This is a genomic window from Actinophytocola oryzae, assembly GCF_004364325.1.
Taxonomy (GTDB): domain Bacteria; phylum Actinomycetota; class Actinomycetes; order Mycobacteriales; family Pseudonocardiaceae; genus Actinophytocola; species Actinophytocola oryzae.
Genome location: NZ_SOCP01000005.1, coordinates 437,035 through 451,559, shown reverse-complemented (window position 1 = coordinate 451,559; position 14,525 = coordinate 437,035). Strand labels below are relative to the sequence as shown.

The following is a 14,525-nucleotide window of genomic DNA, read 5'->3' as shown; positions in this document are numbered from 1 at the left end:
GCCGGGGCAGGTGTCAGGCGTCCTGTTCCGCCATCCACTTCGCGGCGGCGTCCGCGATCTCCTGCGGAGACACGTCCCGGTCGTGGCGGGAGAGGCACCAGCGGATGCCGGCCGGGTCGCGGATCACGCCCATCCGGTCACCGGAGAAGACGTCGTCGACCTCGGACACGGCCGTGGCACCGGCCGCCACCGCGCGGGCGAACACGGCGTCCGGGTCGGACGTCCAGAACGTCAGCGTGAAGTTGTTGCCCTCTTCGGGCGGCCCCACGATCGCCAGATCGGGTGATGCCTCGCCGAGCTGGAACGGAGAGTCGCCGAGACGCATCTCGGCGTGCGCGACCCGGCCGTCCGGACCGTCGAACCGGGCGACCAGCTCGGCGCCGAACACGTCGACGTAGAAGTCGATGGCCGCCGCCGCGTCGTTGGCGGTGAAGAACGTCGTGAGCTGTGGGCTCCCCTTCGGAGCGGGACTGTCGGTCATGTGGGCCATCCTGGAACCATGACCGACGCGCCGCTTGTACAAACGCGACAGACGACCAGCGAGTACGGCATCCTGTCCGGCCCGCGTGCGCTTCGCCTCGACCGCGTCCCCGCCTCGCCGGACCTGGCCACGCTGGTCGAACGCCACTGGCTCGTGTCGTGGGACCTGCCGCCGGGCCGCCGCGACCCGGTCACGCTCCTGCCGCACCCGTGCGTCAACCTCGTCCACGACCGGGGCATGGTCGCCGTCGCGGGTGTCGGCAGCGAACGCTTCACCTACCTGCAGGAAGGCGCTGGTCGCGTCTTCGGCGTGAAGTTCCGCCCCGGCGGCTTCCACCCGTTCCTGCGCGGCCCCGTCTCGGCGCTGACCGACCAGACCGTCCCCCTGCGCTGGCCCGGCGCGGCCCAGCTCGCCGCCGAGCTGACCTCGGCGCCCGACCTCCCCGCCCTCGTCGAGGTCGCCGAGCGGTACCTGCGCGCCAACTGGCCCGAGGAGGACCTGGAGGTCGAGCGCGTCGGCAAGATCGTGCACGCCCTCCTGTACGACCGCACGATCACCCGTGTCGACGAGATCTGCGCGAGGTTCGACCTCGCCCCGCGAACCCTCCAGCGCCTGTTCCAGCGTTACGTCGGAGTGACCCCCAAGTGGGTGCTGCGCCGCTACCGCCTGCACGAGGCCGCTGCCCGTCTCGCCGAGGGCACCACCGGCACCTGGGCGGAGGTCGCCGTGGACCTCGGCTACTTCGACCAGCCCCACTTCATCCGCGACTTCACCCGCGCGGTCGGCATGACCCCGGCCGCCTACGCAGAGGCATGCACGCGCCACGAAGCGCCGCTGAGCACGTAAACCACTGCTTCCGGTCCAGAGGTCTCACCCGAATGGCTTACATCGTGTGACGGGGCTCACCTACTGAGCGTGGTCGTCCGTGTTTGCATCCGTGATCATTCGCGCATCCTTCGGGGGTTAGTTCCCCACCGAAAGGAGCAAAAGGGTGAGAGCAATTCGGCCCACGGCCTTCCTCGCACTCCTCGTTGCCGCAATGGTGGCGTTGTTCGTCACGCCGACGGCGAGTGCTGCGCCTGCGGCCCCGGTCGCGGCACCGAGCGTGCCGCTCGCCGGCACCTTCACCGACGCCACCGGTGGTGTCGGCACCGCGACCGGCACCTTCACGCCGAGCCAGTTCGTCGCCAACGGTGACCAGCTGCTGGCTCAGGGCGTCGCGGACGTCACGCTGGTCGACAGCGCCGGCCAGGTGGTCGGCAGCCAGCAGCAGGACGTGAGCGTTCCTGTCGACACCACGGCCATCGCCGTGTCCTGTGAGATTCTCGACCTGGTGCTCGGGCCGCTGGACCTCGACCTTCTCGGTCTTGTCGTCCACCTCGACCGCGTGCACCTGAACATCACCGCCGAGGGTGGCCCGGGCAACCTGCTCGGCAACCTCCTCTGCGCGGTCGCCAACCTGCTGAACGGACCGTCGCTCGACCTCAACGGTCTGATCGCACTGCTCAACCAGATCCTGGCGATCCTGCGCTAGCGCAACCAAGGGCCCCGGCGGGCCGTTACCCCGCCGGGGCCCTGGCGCGCGCGTCAGGCCTCAGTCCTCCCGACGCGAGTCGATGACGATGGGCTGTTCGATCACGACAGGGGGCTCGTCGACGACCTCCCCGTCGACCACCTCGCCGTTCACCACCGGATAACCCCTGCGCCGGCCGGCCGCCCGCCGCAGGAGCCTACGACGCACCAGTGCGCGGGTCGGCGGGAACAGCAGGAACAACGCGGCGACGTCGCTCAGGAACCCCGGGAACACGACGAGGGCCGCGGCCACCGCGAGCAGCGCCCCGTCCGTCACCTCCGGGCTCACGTCCCGCCGTGCACGGGCCCCGTCGGTGAGGTTCATCAGGGTTCGCAGGCCCTGCCTGCGCAGCAGCGTCATCCCCAGCGCCGAGACCCCGATGAGCAGCAGGATCGTCAGCAGCACTCCGATGGCCTTCCCGACCGCGATGATCACGGCGAGCTCGGCGACGACGGCGATGAGCAGCAGCACGAGAACAGGCATATCCCCCCAACGCGCGAGCCGCCGGAATGGTGCCAATCTTCTACATAACCTTGACGGTCGCTGATGACGTGTCGACAATAGGTCCATGGTGTCGTTCGAGACACATCCGGACCGGTACCGGCACTGGCGGCTGCGGGTCGACGGCGAGGTCGCGTGGCTGACCCTCGACGTCGACGAGCAGGGCGGTCTCCAGCCCGGTTACGAGCTCAAGCTCAACTCCTACGACCTCGGCGTCGACATCGAGCTGTACGACGCCACCCAGCGCCTCCGCTTCGAGCACCCCGGCGTCCGCACGGTCGTCGTGACGAGCGGCAAGGACAAGGTCTTCTGCGCGGGCGCCAACATCCGCATGCTCGCGGCCGCCTCGCACGAGTGGAAGGTCAACTTCTGCAAGTTCACGAACGAGACCCGCAACGGCATGGAGGACGCCACCGCGAACTCCGGCCAGACCTATCTCGCCGCGGTCAACGGCGCCTGCGCGGGCGGCGGGTACGAGTTGGCGCTCGCGTGTGACCACATCGTCCTGGTCGACGACAACTCCTCGACCGTCGCGCTGCCCGAGGTCCCGCTGCTCGGCGTGCTGCCGGGCACCGGCGGCCTGACCCGCGTGGTCGACAAGCGCGGCACCCGCAAGGACCTCGCGGACGTCTTCGCCACCCGCTCCGACGGCGTGAAGGGCCGCACCGCGGTCGAGTGGAAGCTGGTCGACGAGCTGGCGCCGCCCCGGCGGTTCGCGGAGGCGGTCACCGAACGCGCGAAGCAGCTGGCGGCCCGCTCGACCCGCCCACGCGACGTCGACGGTGTCGAGCTGCCGCCGCTGCGACGCGACCGGTACGTCACCTCGGTGCCCGACCGGGACGCGGGCACGGTCACCATCACCGTCCACGTGCCGGAGGCGGCGGGCGCACTCGCGGACGGCGCCGAGTTCTGGCCGCTGGCCATGACCCGCGAGCTGGACGACCTGATCCTCGACCTGCGGGCCAACGAACCGGAGCTGGGCACCTGGCTCCTGCGGACCGAGGGCGACCCGCAGGTCCTCCTCGACGTCGAGCGCCTGTTGGACACCGACCACTGGCTGGCGAACGAGATCGTCCACTACTACAAGCGCGCGCTCAAGCGCCTGGACGTCACCAGCCGGACCCTGATCGCCCTGGTCGAGCCGGGGTCCTGTTTCGCGGGCATGCTCGCGGAGCTGGCCTTCGCCTGCGACCGCCAGTACCTCCTCGACGACGAGGAGGCGGGGGAGGCGGGCAGGCTGATGCTGACCGAGGCGAACTTCGGGCGTTACCCCATGGGCAACGGACTGTCCCGCCTCGAGTCCCGCTTCTGGGGCGACCGGTCGCATGTGGACACCCTGCGCAAGGAGACCGGCGCCCTGCTGACGCCGGGAGCCGCGAAGGAACTGGGCCTGGTCACCGACGTCCTCGACGACATCGACTGGGCGGACGAGATCAGGATCGTCGTCGAGGGCAGGAATGCGCTGTCGCCCGACGCCTGCACCGGCATGGAGGCCAACCACCGCTTCGTCGGACCGGAGACCGTGGAGACCAAGATCTTCGGCCGCCTCTCCGCCTGGCAGAACTGGGTCTTCGTGCGCCCCAACGCGTCCGGCGAACAGGGCGCGCTCCGCCGGTACGGCACGGGCCAGAAAGCGGTATTCGACAGGAAACGGGTGTGAGATGACGACCTCGGTCAACTACGAGGACAAGATCCCGAACAACGTCGACCTCTCGTCGGACCGCAGGCTCCAGCGCGCGTTGGAGGGCTGGCAGCCGAAGTTCATGAACTGGTGGGCCGAGATGGGGCCCACGCTGGAGACCCAGGGCGTCTACCTGCGCACGGCCGTCGCCGTCGGCAGGGACGGCTGGGCGCACTTCGACCACGTGAACGTGCCGGACTACCGCTGGGGCATCTTCCTCGCCGAGCGCGACACCGACCGCCGCATCGCGTTCGGCGAGCACATGGGGGAGCCCGCCTGGCAGCAGGTGCCCGGCGAGTACCGCGCGGACCTGCAGCGGCTCATCGTCATCCAGGGCGACACCGAGCCGGCGTCCGTCGAGCAGCAGAAGCTGCTGGGGCTCACCGCGCCGTCGCTCTACGACCTGCGGAACCTGTTCCAGGTCAACGTGGAGGAGGGCCGTCACCTGTGGGCGATGGTGTACCTGCTGCACGCGTACTTCGGCAAGGAGGGCCGCGAGGAGGCGGAGGCGTTGCTGCTGCGCAACTCCGGCAGCCCCGACTCGCCACGCATCCTCGGCGCGTTCAACGAGGAGACCGCCGACTGGCTCGCGTTCTTCATGTTCACCTACTTCACCGACCGCGACGGCAAGTACCAGCTGGGCACGCTCAAGGAGTCCGCGTTCGACCCGCTGTCCCGCACGTGCGAGTTCATGCTCAAGGAGGAGGCGCACCACATGTTCGTGGGCACCACCGGCGTGGACCGCGTGGTGGAGCGCAGCGCCGCGCTGATCCGCGAGCACGACACCCTCGACATCGCGCCACGCGGCGGCATCCCGCTCGACATCATCCAGAAGTACATCAACTTCCACTACACGGTCTCACTCGACCTCTTCGGCAGCGAGACGTCCACGAACGCGGCCAACTACTTCACGGCGGGACTCAAGGGCCGGTGGCAGGAGACACGCCGCAAGGACGACCATAAACTGACCGAGGACGGGTTCTTCCTGGCCCGCCCGACGACTCAGGGCACCTGGGAGGAGGACGAGATCCCCGCGCTGCTGGCGCTGAACCTGGACCTGCGCGGGGAGTACATCGCGGACTGCGAGACCGGTATCAAGCGCTGGAACAGGATCCTCGAGTCCGCCGAGATCGACTTCCGCTTCGCGTTGCCGCATCCGGGGTTCAACCGGTCGGTCGGGGTCAGCGCGGAGTACCACGTCACACCGGAGGGCACCGTCGTCGACGAGGCGACCTGGCAGGCGGCGAAGCACAGGTGGCTGCCGACGAGCGAGGACCTCGCCTTCGTGCGGTCGATGATGCGTCCGGTGTACGAACGCGGCAAGATCGCCAGCTGGGTGGCACCACCACGCAACGGCATCAACGGCAAGCCCTTCGACTACGAGTACGTCTACCTCGCCTGAACCCCGAACCGAGGCGGTCACCGATGGCACCCACCACGTTCAACGCCACCGACTACTTACTCAACCGGCACGTGCGGGACGGTCTGGGTGACCGCACGGCCGTCGTCTGCGCCGGTCAGTCGCTGACCTACTCGGAGCTCACCGACGAAACCCAGCGAGTCGCCGCCGGGTTCCGCGCACTGGGTGTGCGGCCGGAGGAGCGGGTGATGCTGTGCATGGCAGACGGCGTCGAGCTGCTGACCGGCATCCTCGGTGCGATGTACCTCGGCGCCGTGCCGGTACCGGTGTCCACAATGGTCACGGGTGGCGAGCTGGCGACCGTCCTCGCCGACTCCCGAGCGCGGATCCTGTGCGTGTCGACGGAGTTCGCCGAGGCCGCAGGGATCGCGCTGGCGTCGTCGTCGGACGTCACGGACGTCCTCGCCGACGGCGACACCGACCTGCGTGCGACCCGGTGGTCCGAGCTGCGCACCCACGGCCAGGTAACCGAGCCGTACGGGACGTGGGCCGACTCGCCCGCGTTCTGGCTGTACACGTCCGGCACCACGGGCAAGCCGAAGGGCGCCATGCACCGGCACGGCAGCGTCCGCGACGTGGCCGAGCTGTACGGCCGGGGTGTCCTCGGTGTCGAGCCGGAGGACCGCACGCTGTCGGTGGCCAAGCTGTTCTTCGCCTACGGCCTGGGAAACTCGGGCTTCTTCCCGCTGTCGGCCTGCGCCACGACGATCCTGGAACGTGCCCGCCCGACCCCCGCCGTGATCGCCGAACGGGTGCGCGCCACGGAGCCGACACTGTTCTTCGGCGTGCCGACGTTCTACTCGGCACTGCTCAACTCCGACATCCCCGACGACACGTTCTCCTCGGTGCGCCAGGGAGTCTCGGCAGGCGAGCCACTGCCGCCCGTGTTGTTCTCCCGCTTCCGCGAGCGGTTCGGCGTGGAGATCCTGGACGGCCTCGGTTCCACGGAGGCACTGCACATCTTCCTGTCGAACCGGCCCGGCAGGGCGCGCCCCGGCTCGTCGGGCACACCGGTGGGCGGCTACCGCGTCGAGCTGCGTGACCAGACCGGTGCCCCGATCGCCGAAGCGGGTCAACCGGGCGACCTGTACCTGTCGGGCCCGTCGGTGGCCACGGGTTACTGGTGCCGCACGGAGACCACCCGAGCGGTGTTCCAGGGCGAGTGGCTGCGCACCGGCGATACCTACGCCCGCAACGAGGACGGCACGTACACCTGCCTCGGCCGCTCGAACGACATGCTGAAGGCGGGCGGCATCTGGGTGTCACCCGCGGAGGTCGAGGAGCGGCTGCTGCAGCACCCGGACGTCGCGGAGGCGGCGGTGGTCGCGGGACGGGACACGGACGGCCTGGACAAGCCGATCGCGTGCGTGGTCCCGGTGCCCGGTGCCACAGTGGACCCGGCGGCGCTGGTGCGGTGGTGCCGTGAGGGACTGGCCGCGTACAAGCGCCCGAGGGCCGTGGTGGGGATGACGGAGCTGCCGAAGACGGCGACGGGCAAGATCCGCCGCAACGTGCTGCGCGAGGTGGTGGCGGACGAGCTGGTGGTGCGCCCCGTCGCGCCGGAGGAGACGGTGCTGACCTGATGCTGGACGGAATGCCGTTGGTGGACGCGCATGTGCACGCGCCACGACTGTCCACTCTGAAGCCGGCCTGGCGCGAATGGGCAGCGGAGTTCGGCGCAGGCTACGACTGGCGCTCGACCTACGACGATGACGGCAACCCGATCCCGGCAAGGTTGGATGCGCTGCTGGAGTCGGAGGGCGTGGACCGGGCCCTGCTCTTCTGCGAGTACAGCCCGAGAGCCACCGGTATACAGTCCATAGAGGACAACCTGCCGATACTGGAACAGAACCCGGTGCGCTTCCGCCTGGTGGCGAACGTGAACCCGCACCTGCATCACCCCGTGGCGTCCGAAGTAGAGCGCCAGCTGTCGCTGGGTGCGGTAGCCCTGAAGATCCATCCGGTCCACGGCGCCTTCGACCCGGGCGACAAGGAGCTGTACGCGGCCTACAGCGTCTGCGCGGACCGAGGCGTGCCGGTGATCGTGCACACGGGTACGTCGACGTTCCCGGGTTCACGTGCCCGCTACGGAGACCCGGCACTGATGCTGGATCCCGTGGAGGACTTCCCCGGCGTGAACTTCGTGTTCGCACACGCGGGCCGTGGCTGGTGGTACGACGCGGCGGCGGTACTGGCGATGCAGAAGCCGAACGTGTGGCTGGACCTGGCGGGCCTGCCACCGAAGAACCTGCCGAAGTACTTCCCGAACCTGTCGCGCCTGGCGCCGAAGATGATCTTCGGTACCGACTGGCCGGGTGTGCCCGGCGTGGCACACAACGCGCGCGCGGTACAGGCCCTGAACTGGCCGGACGACGTGCTGCGTGGCGTACTGGCAGGCAACGCGGCAAAACTGTTCCCAGGTCTGGACATCTGACCCGAGACGGTCACCAACCGCAACTCCCGCACCCTGCGACTGCCGTATCCCTGTACGACTCTCGTGCCTTCCGCGATTGTCGTACCTCCGTGGGACAATGGAACCGGGGGGCCGGAGGCCACGGCGCCTACCGCGCGAGCACCAGGTACGCGAAGCCCAGCACCCCGCGATACGCCGTCAGGTACTCGCGCTCCCTGGCGTCCTGCGTGGCCCGGACCACGGCCGCCTTCGGGTCGGAAGGGTTGGCCAGCAACCACTCCCGCGACCCCGCCCGGTGACGCGACTCGAAGTCGTCCCACTCCCGCTGGTCCGCGGTGCTCAGGTGCATCACCTGCCAGCCCTCCTCACCGAACGCCGCGACCAGGTCGGCGAGTGGCAGGACGTCGTCACCGAAGATCTCGTGCGCGGCCTCGGTCGGCGGGCGTTCCCAACAGCCGTCGCCCACCAGCACCCGGCCGTGCGGCACCACTGTCGCCAGCCTCGCAGGCATCGCGTGGCCGCCACCCAGCGTGTGCGACGAGCCGACGCACAGCGCGCGGTCCGCGGTGCCGCGCCAGTCGGCGGCCTGCTGCTCGACGAAGGTGACGTCGAGCCCACGGTCGAGGGCCGCTCGCCGCCCGCGGTCCAGGCCTGCCGGCTCGATGTCGACGCCGGTGACCTTCGCACCCGTTCGTGTCGCCACGCGGAGGAGCAACTCGCCCCAGCCGCAGCCGAGGTCGACGACGCTCGTCGCACCGGCCAGGTCGAGGTGGTCGAGCAGTTCGTCCGCGTGGGTCTCCGACAGCGGGGTGTTCCACCGCATCGCGGCGTACCGCGCGGCGGCGAGCGTCCTCTGGTTCACTTCAGGTAAAGCCTTTCCTGGACGATCGGGTAGCCGGCACGCCTGAACGTGGCTGCCATGGGCGTGTTGGTCGTGTCGGTCTCGGCGCCGATCCGGTCCACGCCCGCCTCGACGAGCAGGTGCGTCGCCTCGACGAGCAGGTCGAACGCGTACCGGTTGCCGCGCTGTTCCGGCACGACACCGATGATCCCGATGACCGGCCTCGTGTAGTTACGCCCCGGCACCGTCAGTCCGACAATTTCACCAGAAGGTGTGAAAGCAAGCCGCCACCAGTCGCGCGATGACGGCATCCAGTGCAGGAACTCGAGGTTGTCCCGGGCGGCCTCGTCGACGCCGCCCTTTTCGCGACTGCGCCGGTCGTGAGCGTCGAGGGAGCCCTCGGCGATGCGGCGGAGCACGTCGAGGACGACGTCGTCGTCGGCTTCCGGCCGGTACTCCAGCCGTCCCGGACGGGGCGGCAGTGTGTTCGCCGGTGTCCACAGGTAGTTGAGCCGCTCGATGAACGGCCGCATGCCGACGCGTTGCGCGACGTCGACACGGGCCTCGCCCGCGGCACGTGTCTCGGGCCGGTCCCGCCAGGCGGGTGGCAGGACGAGGCAGTACTCGGCGTCGAAACCGGCCTTTCGCAGGAGTTCGACCGCTGTCCCGTCCTCGCCGGGGGCGAAGTCGAGCCAGTCGAGCGCCATGGGTGCGTCGTCGTCGGGCCCGGCCCACCAGGCCGCGCGGGCCACGACCGCGCCGTCACGCAGCGCGACCCACGTCCACTCGAGACGATACTGGCCGAGGGCGAGCAGCTCGCGGTAGTCCCGGCCGACGCTCTGAACGCCGACGAGCGCGGGTTCTTGCAGGGACAGGAACAGATCTTCCTCACCCGCGGTGAGCGGGCGGAGTTCAAGCATGTCAGTCCTTAAGACAGGGAGTGACGTGCTCCGCGGTGGGAGCACGTGAACGTCGGAGTGGTCACGGTCTCACCTCCTTTCGCGGTCGGGCTTCAGCCAATCACGCTGGTCAACCGGTTTTGTCGGTGCATGGTGGCAGGGTGCCGGGCATGACGGCACACACCGAACGGGCAACGGCTCCCAACGACCTGGCCAGGCTTTTCGTGGAACGCGCGAACGCGGGTGACGTGGAGGGCCTGGTGGCGCTCTACGAGCCTGGCGCCGTGCTGGCGTTTCCACCGGGCAACGTCGCGACCGGACACGAGGAGATCAGGGCGGTGTACAGGGACTTCCTGGCGTCGCGGCCGGTCCTGTCGCACGGCAGGCAACGCCCGGCGCTGGTGAGCGGCTCGCTGGCGCTGACCTCGACGGAGCTGACCGCGGGCGGCCTGACGGTCGAGATCGCCCACCGCCAGCCGGACGGCTACTGGTTATGGGCGGTGGACCAACCGGCGGCGTCGTAGGCGTGGTGGCCGGCGGTGGCAGTCGTGAGTGCCATGGACCGCCGGCTGGATGACCTGCGCGCACGCAAGGCGGCGCGGGCCGCCGACCGCGCCGCCTTCGAGGAACGCCGACGCCACGGTTTGACGGCCCGCCACCTGGCGAACTGACCTACCTGAACGCCCGTGCCGCAGAGGCGGCCCGCACAGAAGAGGAGAACCGCGAGGACCCTGACAACTCAATACCGCCGCCAGAACAAGCCACGGCACCGGACGCGGCATAGGGAACAACGGCGGCTTGGCACGGCGAGCAACCGAGCCTGCCTCGGGTGCCCGGCCTGTGGCCGGCATCCGAGGGCGAGGCTTGGTGAGGGTGGTGCTCACCCTCACCAGGCTTGGCGTATTGGCTCGCGGCCAGTCCCACCTGACCCCTCCCAGCCTCGACGGGATCGCGTGATGGCCCGCACCGCGGGCCGTCACGGGGGCTGGGCCGTCACGGGGGCTGGGATGGTCCTGGCGGGTGTGGCGTTGGCAGCTCTTCTTATCCGCCCGCCGACCTGGGCCAATCCTTCTCCTTGGCCCGCCACCCTGCTGTGCCCGACAGCCATTCCTCTGTCGGCCGATGCCCCACAACGCTGGCCAGCCGACGGCCTTTCGGCCTGAGGTGGCCCATCAAGCGGCGGCCTCGGGTGGCCGCCGCCTGAGGCCGCCCCCTGCCACGGCTCCGGCTCGGATGGGCTCCCGGCAAGACAACTCGGCCAGAAAGCACCGCAGAGGAGGTGCCAGGCCGGGGGAGAAGACGCGCCCTCAGTCGCCCGCCAGCTCGGACCAGCGTTCCTGTGCCCGGGTGCGCCACCGAAGGTGCAGCTCGTTGAAGAGATCCGTCGCCGTGGTGCCGCTCCACTTCGCGGGCAGCAGCTCCGCAGGCAGCTGCGGGTCCAGGAACGGGAAACGCCGCCACTCGTGTACGAGGAGGGTCTGCGCGCGCAGGAACCCGTCCGGTGTCGTGGGCCGCATGGCCGAGAACTCGTCGACGAAGGACTGGTACCGCGCACCGACATCGGCCAGGTTCCACGCCCGTTCGACCATGGCCCGTTCCGAACCGAGCGCACCGTACGTCGCCAGGTACGACATGGCCTGCGACGACAGGTCCAGCTCGTCCAGGATCAGCTTCGCGTCCGCCTCGGCCGACAGGTGGGGCGTGATCCACACACCCGCCGTCGGTGAGCCGAACCCTGCCCACGTCAGACGAGTCCGCAGCTTGTGCCGCAGGTCCCGTAGCGTTTCCGGCACCGACACCAGCACGACCAGCCACCGGCCGTCCCACTCCTGCGCACCACTGCCGAACCCGTAGATCCGCCCCGCACCCTCGGCCAGCAGGTGACGGCCCGCCGACGTCAGGGTCCAGCGCACCCGGCGCCCGACCCGGTCCGACTCCAGCCAGCCCTCGGCCGCGGTCCTCGACAGTGCCTGACGTGCGGCTTTCTCCTCCACGTCGAAGAGAGCCAGCGACTCGACGAGCGTCGACGTCCACACGGGCCGCTCAGCAGGCAGGACGTACTCGCCCAACAGTGTCGTCAGGAGAGATCTCGCGCTACCACCGCTCACCTCGCGGCGGCGGCTGACCACCGGGACCGACATGGATGCCTAGTCTAGAAGAGAGTCGGCGGCAGATAGCCTTCGAGCGTCAACAAACGGCGTTTCGACTCCACACCGGTACCGCCGCTGAAGCCACCGAGACCATCGCCGGCGACCACGCGGTGGCACGGCACGACGATCGGAATCGGGTTGCTGCCCATGATCGAGCCTATGCCCCTCGGCGGAATCCCGCTGCCGCTCCTGGCCGCCAGCTCGCCGTAGGTCACGACACAGCCGTACGGCACGGTCGAGTACAGCGTGCCGAGCACCCGTCGCTGGGCCTGCGACATCAGCCGCCAGTCGACCGTCACCTCGAAGTCCTGTCGCGAGCCTGCGAAGTACTGGCTCAGCTGAGCCAGAATCCCGGCCAGCGCGGACGACGAGTCCGTTGCCGGGAGGCCGAGCCGCGTGGCGATCGCGGCTCTGATGTGTGGCGAGTCGGTGAAGGCGGTGGCCACCAGACCGTCGTCGGTGACCGCCGCCAGTACGTCGCCCAGTTCGGTCGGCACACTGCCGAACGCCACCGTGCCAGCGCTGTCCACCATCCGGCCATTATGCGCGCTCTAGGCCGACTGTTCCGACCCGCCGATGCGCGGGAACGGCGCGGTCGAGAACACCACCTCGACCGCGACCCCGAAGTACTCGGCTATCCGCAGCGCCAGGTAGAGCGACGGGCTGTACTCGCCGCGCTCCAGGTAGCCGATCGTCTGGTAGTGGACGCCCAACGCCTCCGCGAGCTGCCGGCGCGACACTCCGCGTTCGACGCGGAGCATCGCGATCCGGTTGTAGATCGTCTCGTTGCTGGACGTGCTCTTGCCTGTCATGTCACCCGCTGAAGTGCCCGTTCGCGACGCGCCGCAACACTCGAACCCGACTCACGGCGCGCCATCCTGCGCATCACCATAGGGGCAACGAGAATTCCGACAACCGCCCACGCCGCGAGCACGCCGAGGGTCTCCAGGTGGCGCCACGACTCGCCGATCTCCACCGCCGACAGCGAGTCCGGCAGCATTGCCGAGCGCATGCCGAGGCCGAGCCAGTAGATCGGGAACAGCTGCGCGACACCCTGCAGCCAGTCCGGCATCGAGCTGATCGGGTAGAAGATGCCCGATACCGCGGTGAGCCCGATCATCGGCAGCATGATCAGCCCCGCGTTGCGCGGGTTGGAGAACAGGGAGCCGATGGTCGCGCCGATCGGCAGTGTCGCGACCAGCCCGAGCACGACCACCCACACGAGCGTGAACCACTTGATGTCGATGCCGTCCAGCATGAACAGGCTCGGCACCAGGATCAGCACCTGCGAGCACACGACCATGCCCGACACCAGCACGATCTTGCCGATCAGGTACCCGAGCATGCCGTTGGGAATCGCCTTGGCACGCAGGAGTGTGCCGTCCTCGCGCTCCACCGCGAGCCCCATGGCCAGCGTCACCATGCCGGTGAACGCGACGCCCATGCCGATCGCGCTCGGCAGCGTGCGCGAGCCGAGCGAGAAGTTCGTGCCGGGCACCGCGGCGCCCTTCATGAAGAACATGACGATCAGCAGGGTCACCGTCGGGAAGACGTAGTTCCACAGGTCCTGGCCGCTCGTGAACGTCTGCTTCAGCTCGGTGCGGCCGCGCAGGAACCCTGTGCGGAACGTTGCCATGAACGGGTTCATCGTGCCACCACCTCGAACTCACGTACGGCGTCCTCGTGGCTGCCGGACTCGAACTGCCTGACCATCGCCATGTAGGTGTCCTCGAGGCTGGCTCGGCGCACCTCGAGGTCGGCGATCTTCTCGTCGTGCTCGCGGAACAGCTGCCGCACGAACTCCGTCGCGTCGGTCGTCGAGTGCACGAACCGCTGCCCGTCGACCATCCACCGCACCTCGGCCTCGGTCGACATCCGCCGCGCCAGCTCGTCGGCCGAGCCGTCGGCGATGATCGTGCCGCCCGCCAGGATCAGGATCCGGTCGGCCAGCTTCTCCGCCTCGTCGAGGTCGTGCGTGGTCAGCAGGATCGTCGTGTTCGCGTCGGAGAGCCGGTGCACCAGGTCGTGGAACTCCCTGCGCGCCTCCGGGTCGAACCCGGCGGTCGGCTCGTCGAGGAACAACAGCTCCGGCCGTCCCACGATGCCGATCGCGACGTCCAGCCGTCGCCGCTGCCCGCCCGAGAGCCGGGAGATCTTCTTCTGCGCGTGCTCGGTCAGCCCAACGGCCGCGATCAGCTCGTCCACGTCCCACGGACGGGTGATCTTCTCGGTCGAGTAGGGCGCGTAGTAGAGACCGAGGTGCGAGAGCAGCTCACGGACCCGCCACTTGCCGTGGTCGCGCCACGACTGCAGCACCACGCCCAGCCGGGCCCGCCAGTGCTCGTCCCCGTGCGCCGGGTCGGCCCCCAGCACGTCGACGTCCCCCGCCGAACGCATCCGGAACCCCTCGAGGATCTCGATGGTCGTCGTCTTGCCCGCCCCGTTCGGGCCGAGCAGTGCGACCACCTCACCCGGATGTGCCACGAAGTTGACGCCCGTCAGCACATCCTTCGTGCCGTACCGCATCCGCAGATCACGGACGTCCAAAACGTACGTCTCGTCCACC

Annotated in this window: 17 protein-coding genes; 8 read left to right on the top strand and 9 right to left on the bottom strand. The window is 69.3% G+C overall.

Annotation, left to right across the window (positions count from 1 at the left end; genetic code table 11):
* Window positions 1–13 precede the first annotated feature (13 nt).
* Window positions 14–481, bottom strand: coding sequence for a VOC family protein (locus CLV71_RS16775; protein ID WP_166664124.1), 468 nt, complete (start codon window positions 479–481; stop codon window positions 14–16).
* Window positions 482–499: 18 nt separating this feature from the next.
* Here CLV71_RS16775 and CLV71_RS16770 point away from each other — a divergent pair, with 18 nt between their 5' ends.
* Both CLV71_RS16770 and CLV71_RS16765 read left to right on the top strand, forming a co-directional pair.
* On the top strand, window positions 500–1,327 hold the full coding sequence (locus tag CLV71_RS16770; protein ID WP_133903673.1) for an AraC family transcriptional regulator: 828 nt from the start codon (window positions 500–502) through the stop codon (window positions 1,325–1,327).
* A gap of 145 nt (window positions 1,328–1,472) precedes the next feature.
* Window positions 1,473–2,015: a hypothetical protein gene (locus CLV71_RS16765; protein WP_208297588.1), complete on the top strand. Its 543-nt coding sequence runs from the start codon at window positions 1,473–1,475 to the stop codon at window positions 2,013–2,015.
* 60 nt (window positions 2,016–2,075) lie between these two features.
* Here CLV71_RS16765 and CLV71_RS16760 read toward each other — a convergent pair whose 3' ends face one another.
* Window positions 2,076–2,537, bottom strand: coding sequence for an FxsA family protein (locus CLV71_RS16760; protein ID WP_166664123.1), 462 nt, complete (start codon window positions 2,535–2,537; stop codon window positions 2,076–2,078).
* Window positions 2,538–2,622: 85 nt separating this feature from the next.
* Here CLV71_RS16760 and boxC point away from each other — a divergent pair, with 85 nt between their 5' ends.
* Genes boxC through CLV71_RS16740 form a run of 4 tightly spaced genes read left to right on the top strand, consistent with a single transcriptional unit; the run spans window position 2,623 to window position 8,090 of the window.
* On the top strand, window positions 2,623–4,215 hold the full coding sequence (gene boxC, locus CLV71_RS16755; protein ID WP_133903671.1) for a 2,3-epoxybenzoyl-CoA dihydrolase: 1,593 nt from the start codon (window positions 2,623–2,625) through the stop codon (window positions 4,213–4,215).
* A 1-nt stretch (window position 4,216) separates the two neighbouring features.
* On the top strand, window positions 4,217–5,638 hold the full coding sequence (gene boxB, locus CLV71_RS16750) for a benzoyl-CoA 2,3-epoxidase subunit BoxB (protein ID WP_133903670.1): 1,422 nt from the start codon (window positions 4,217–4,219) through the stop codon (window positions 5,636–5,638).
* Between the two features lie 23 nt (window positions 5,639–5,661).
* The gene (locus CLV71_RS16745) at window positions 5,662–7,239 is read left to right on the top strand and encodes a benzoate-CoA ligase family protein (protein ID WP_133903669.1); all 1,578 of its coding nucleotides are present in this window, start codon (window positions 5,662–5,664) and stop codon (window positions 7,237–7,239) included.
* Window positions 7,239–8,090 carry an amidohydrolase family protein gene (locus CLV71_RS16740; protein WP_133903668.1) on the top strand — a complete coding sequence of 284 codons (852 nt, stop codon included), beginning with the start codon at window positions 7,239–7,241 and terminating at the stop codon, window positions 8,088–8,090. Before CLV71_RS16745 ends, CLV71_RS16740 begins: the two co-directional genes overlap by 1 nt.
* Window positions 8,091–8,217: 127 nt before the next feature.
* Here the strand turns inward: CLV71_RS16740 and CLV71_RS16735 are convergent, their stop codons facing one another.
* Window positions 8,218–8,931, bottom strand: coding sequence for an SAM-dependent methyltransferase (locus tag CLV71_RS16735; protein ID WP_243866520.1), 714 nt, complete (start codon window positions 8,929–8,931; stop codon window positions 8,218–8,220).
* Window positions 8,928–9,830, bottom strand: coding sequence for a GNAT family N-acetyltransferase (locus tag CLV71_RS16730; protein ID WP_133903667.1), 903 nt, complete (start codon window positions 9,828–9,830; stop codon window positions 8,928–8,930). Before CLV71_RS16730 ends, CLV71_RS16735 begins: the two co-directional genes overlap by 4 nt.
* Window positions 9,831–9,979: 149 nt before the next feature.
* On the opposite strand from CLV71_RS16730, the gene CLV71_RS16725 reads away from it, so the two are divergent.
* Together CLV71_RS16725 and CLV71_RS50135 are read left to right on the top strand one after the other, a co-directional pair.
* A complete protein-coding gene (locus tag CLV71_RS16725; protein ID WP_133903666.1) occupies window positions 9,980–10,333 on the top strand; it encodes a YybH family protein in 354 nt (117 codons plus the stop codon).
* A 15-nt stretch (window positions 10,334–10,348) separates the two neighbouring features.
* Window positions 10,349–10,480: a hypothetical protein gene (locus tag CLV71_RS50135; protein WP_279588736.1), complete on the top strand. Its 132-nt coding sequence runs from the start codon at window positions 10,349–10,351 to the stop codon at window positions 10,478–10,480.
* A gap of 636 nt (window positions 10,481–11,116) precedes the next feature.
* Here the strand turns inward: CLV71_RS50135 and CLV71_RS16720 are convergent.
* The 5 genes from CLV71_RS16720 to CLV71_RS16700 are packed head-to-tail and all read right to left on the bottom strand — an operon-like array spanning window position 11,117 to window position 14,485.
* A complete protein-coding gene (locus CLV71_RS16720; protein ID WP_133903665.1) occupies window positions 11,117–11,950 on the bottom strand; it encodes a PaaX family transcriptional regulator in 834 nt (277 codons plus the stop codon).
* Between the two features lie 11 nt (window positions 11,951–11,961).
* Entirely contained in the window at window positions 11,962–12,492 is a 531-nt protein-coding gene (locus CLV71_RS16715; protein ID WP_133903664.1) for a methylated-DNA--[protein]-cysteine S-methyltransferase, read from the bottom strand.
* Window positions 12,493–12,510: 18 nt separating this feature from the next.
* The gene (locus tag CLV71_RS16710) at window positions 12,511–12,771 is read right to left on the bottom strand and encodes a helix-turn-helix transcriptional regulator (protein ID WP_133903663.1); all 261 of its coding nucleotides are present in this window, start codon (window positions 12,769–12,771) and stop codon (window positions 12,511–12,513) included.
* Entirely contained in the window at window positions 12,768–13,607 is an 840-nt protein-coding gene (locus tag CLV71_RS16705) for an ABC transporter permease (RefSeq protein WP_133903662.1), read from the bottom strand. Before CLV71_RS16705 ends, CLV71_RS16710 begins: the two co-directional genes overlap by 4 nt.
* Window positions 13,604–14,485, bottom strand: coding sequence for an ABC transporter ATP-binding protein (locus CLV71_RS16700; RefSeq protein ID WP_208297604.1), 882 nt, complete (start codon window positions 14,483–14,485; stop codon window positions 13,604–13,606). Before CLV71_RS16700 ends, CLV71_RS16705 begins: the two co-directional genes overlap by 4 nt.
* Window positions 14,486–14,525: the final 40 nt, after the last annotated feature.

Bases quoted from the DNA above. Each gene is read 5' to 3' on its own strand.
- CLV71_RS16760 (WP_166664123.1), bottom strand. From the start codon at position 2,537: ATGCCTGTTCTCGTGCTGCTGCTCATCGCCGTCGTCGCCGAGCTCGCC.
- CLV71_RS16710 (WP_133903663.1), bottom strand. From the start codon at position 12,771: ATGACAGGCAAGAGCACGTCCAGCAACGAGACGATCTACAACCGGATC.
- CLV71_RS16745 (WP_133903669.1), top strand. From the start codon at position 5,662: ATGGCACCCACCACGTTCAACGCCACCGACTACTTACTCAACCGGCAC.
- CLV71_RS16770 (WP_133903673.1), top strand. From the start codon at position 500: ATGACCGACGCGCCGCTTGTACAAACGCGACAGACGACCAGCGAGTAC.
- CLV71_RS16700 (WP_208297604.1), bottom strand. From the start codon at position 14,485: ATGCGGTACGGCACGAAGGATGTGCTGACGGGCGTCAACTTCGTGGCA.
- CLV71_RS16730 (WP_133903667.1), bottom strand. From the start codon at position 9,830: ATGCTTGAACTCCGCCCGCTCACCGCGGGTGAGGAAGATCTGTTCCTG.
- boxC (WP_133903671.1), top strand. From the start codon at position 2,623: ATGGTGTCGTTCGAGACACATCCGGACCGGTACCGGCACTGGCGGCTG.
- CLV71_RS16775 (WP_166664124.1), bottom strand. From the start codon at position 481: ATGACCGACAGTCCCGCTCCGAAGGGGAGCCCACAGCTCACGACGTTC.
- CLV71_RS16715 (WP_133903664.1), bottom strand. From the start codon at position 12,492: ATGGTGGACAGCGCTGGCACGGTGGCGTTCGGCAGTGTGCCGACCGAA.
- CLV71_RS16705 (WP_133903662.1), bottom strand. From the start codon at position 13,607: ATGAACCCGTTCATGGCAACGTTCCGCACAGGGTTCCTGCGCGGCCGC.
- CLV71_RS16740 (WP_133903668.1), top strand. From the start codon at position 7,239: ATGCTGGACGGAATGCCGTTGGTGGACGCGCATGTGCACGCGCCACGA.
- CLV71_RS16720 (WP_133903665.1), bottom strand. From the start codon at position 11,950: ATGTCGGTCCCGGTGGTCAGCCGCCGCCGCGAGGTGAGCGGTGGTAGC.
- CLV71_RS16725 (WP_133903666.1), top strand. From the start codon at position 9,980: ATGACGGCACACACCGAACGGGCAACGGCTCCCAACGACCTGGCCAGG.
- boxB (WP_133903670.1), top strand. From the start codon at position 4,217: ATGACGACCTCGGTCAACTACGAGGACAAGATCCCGAACAACGTCGAC.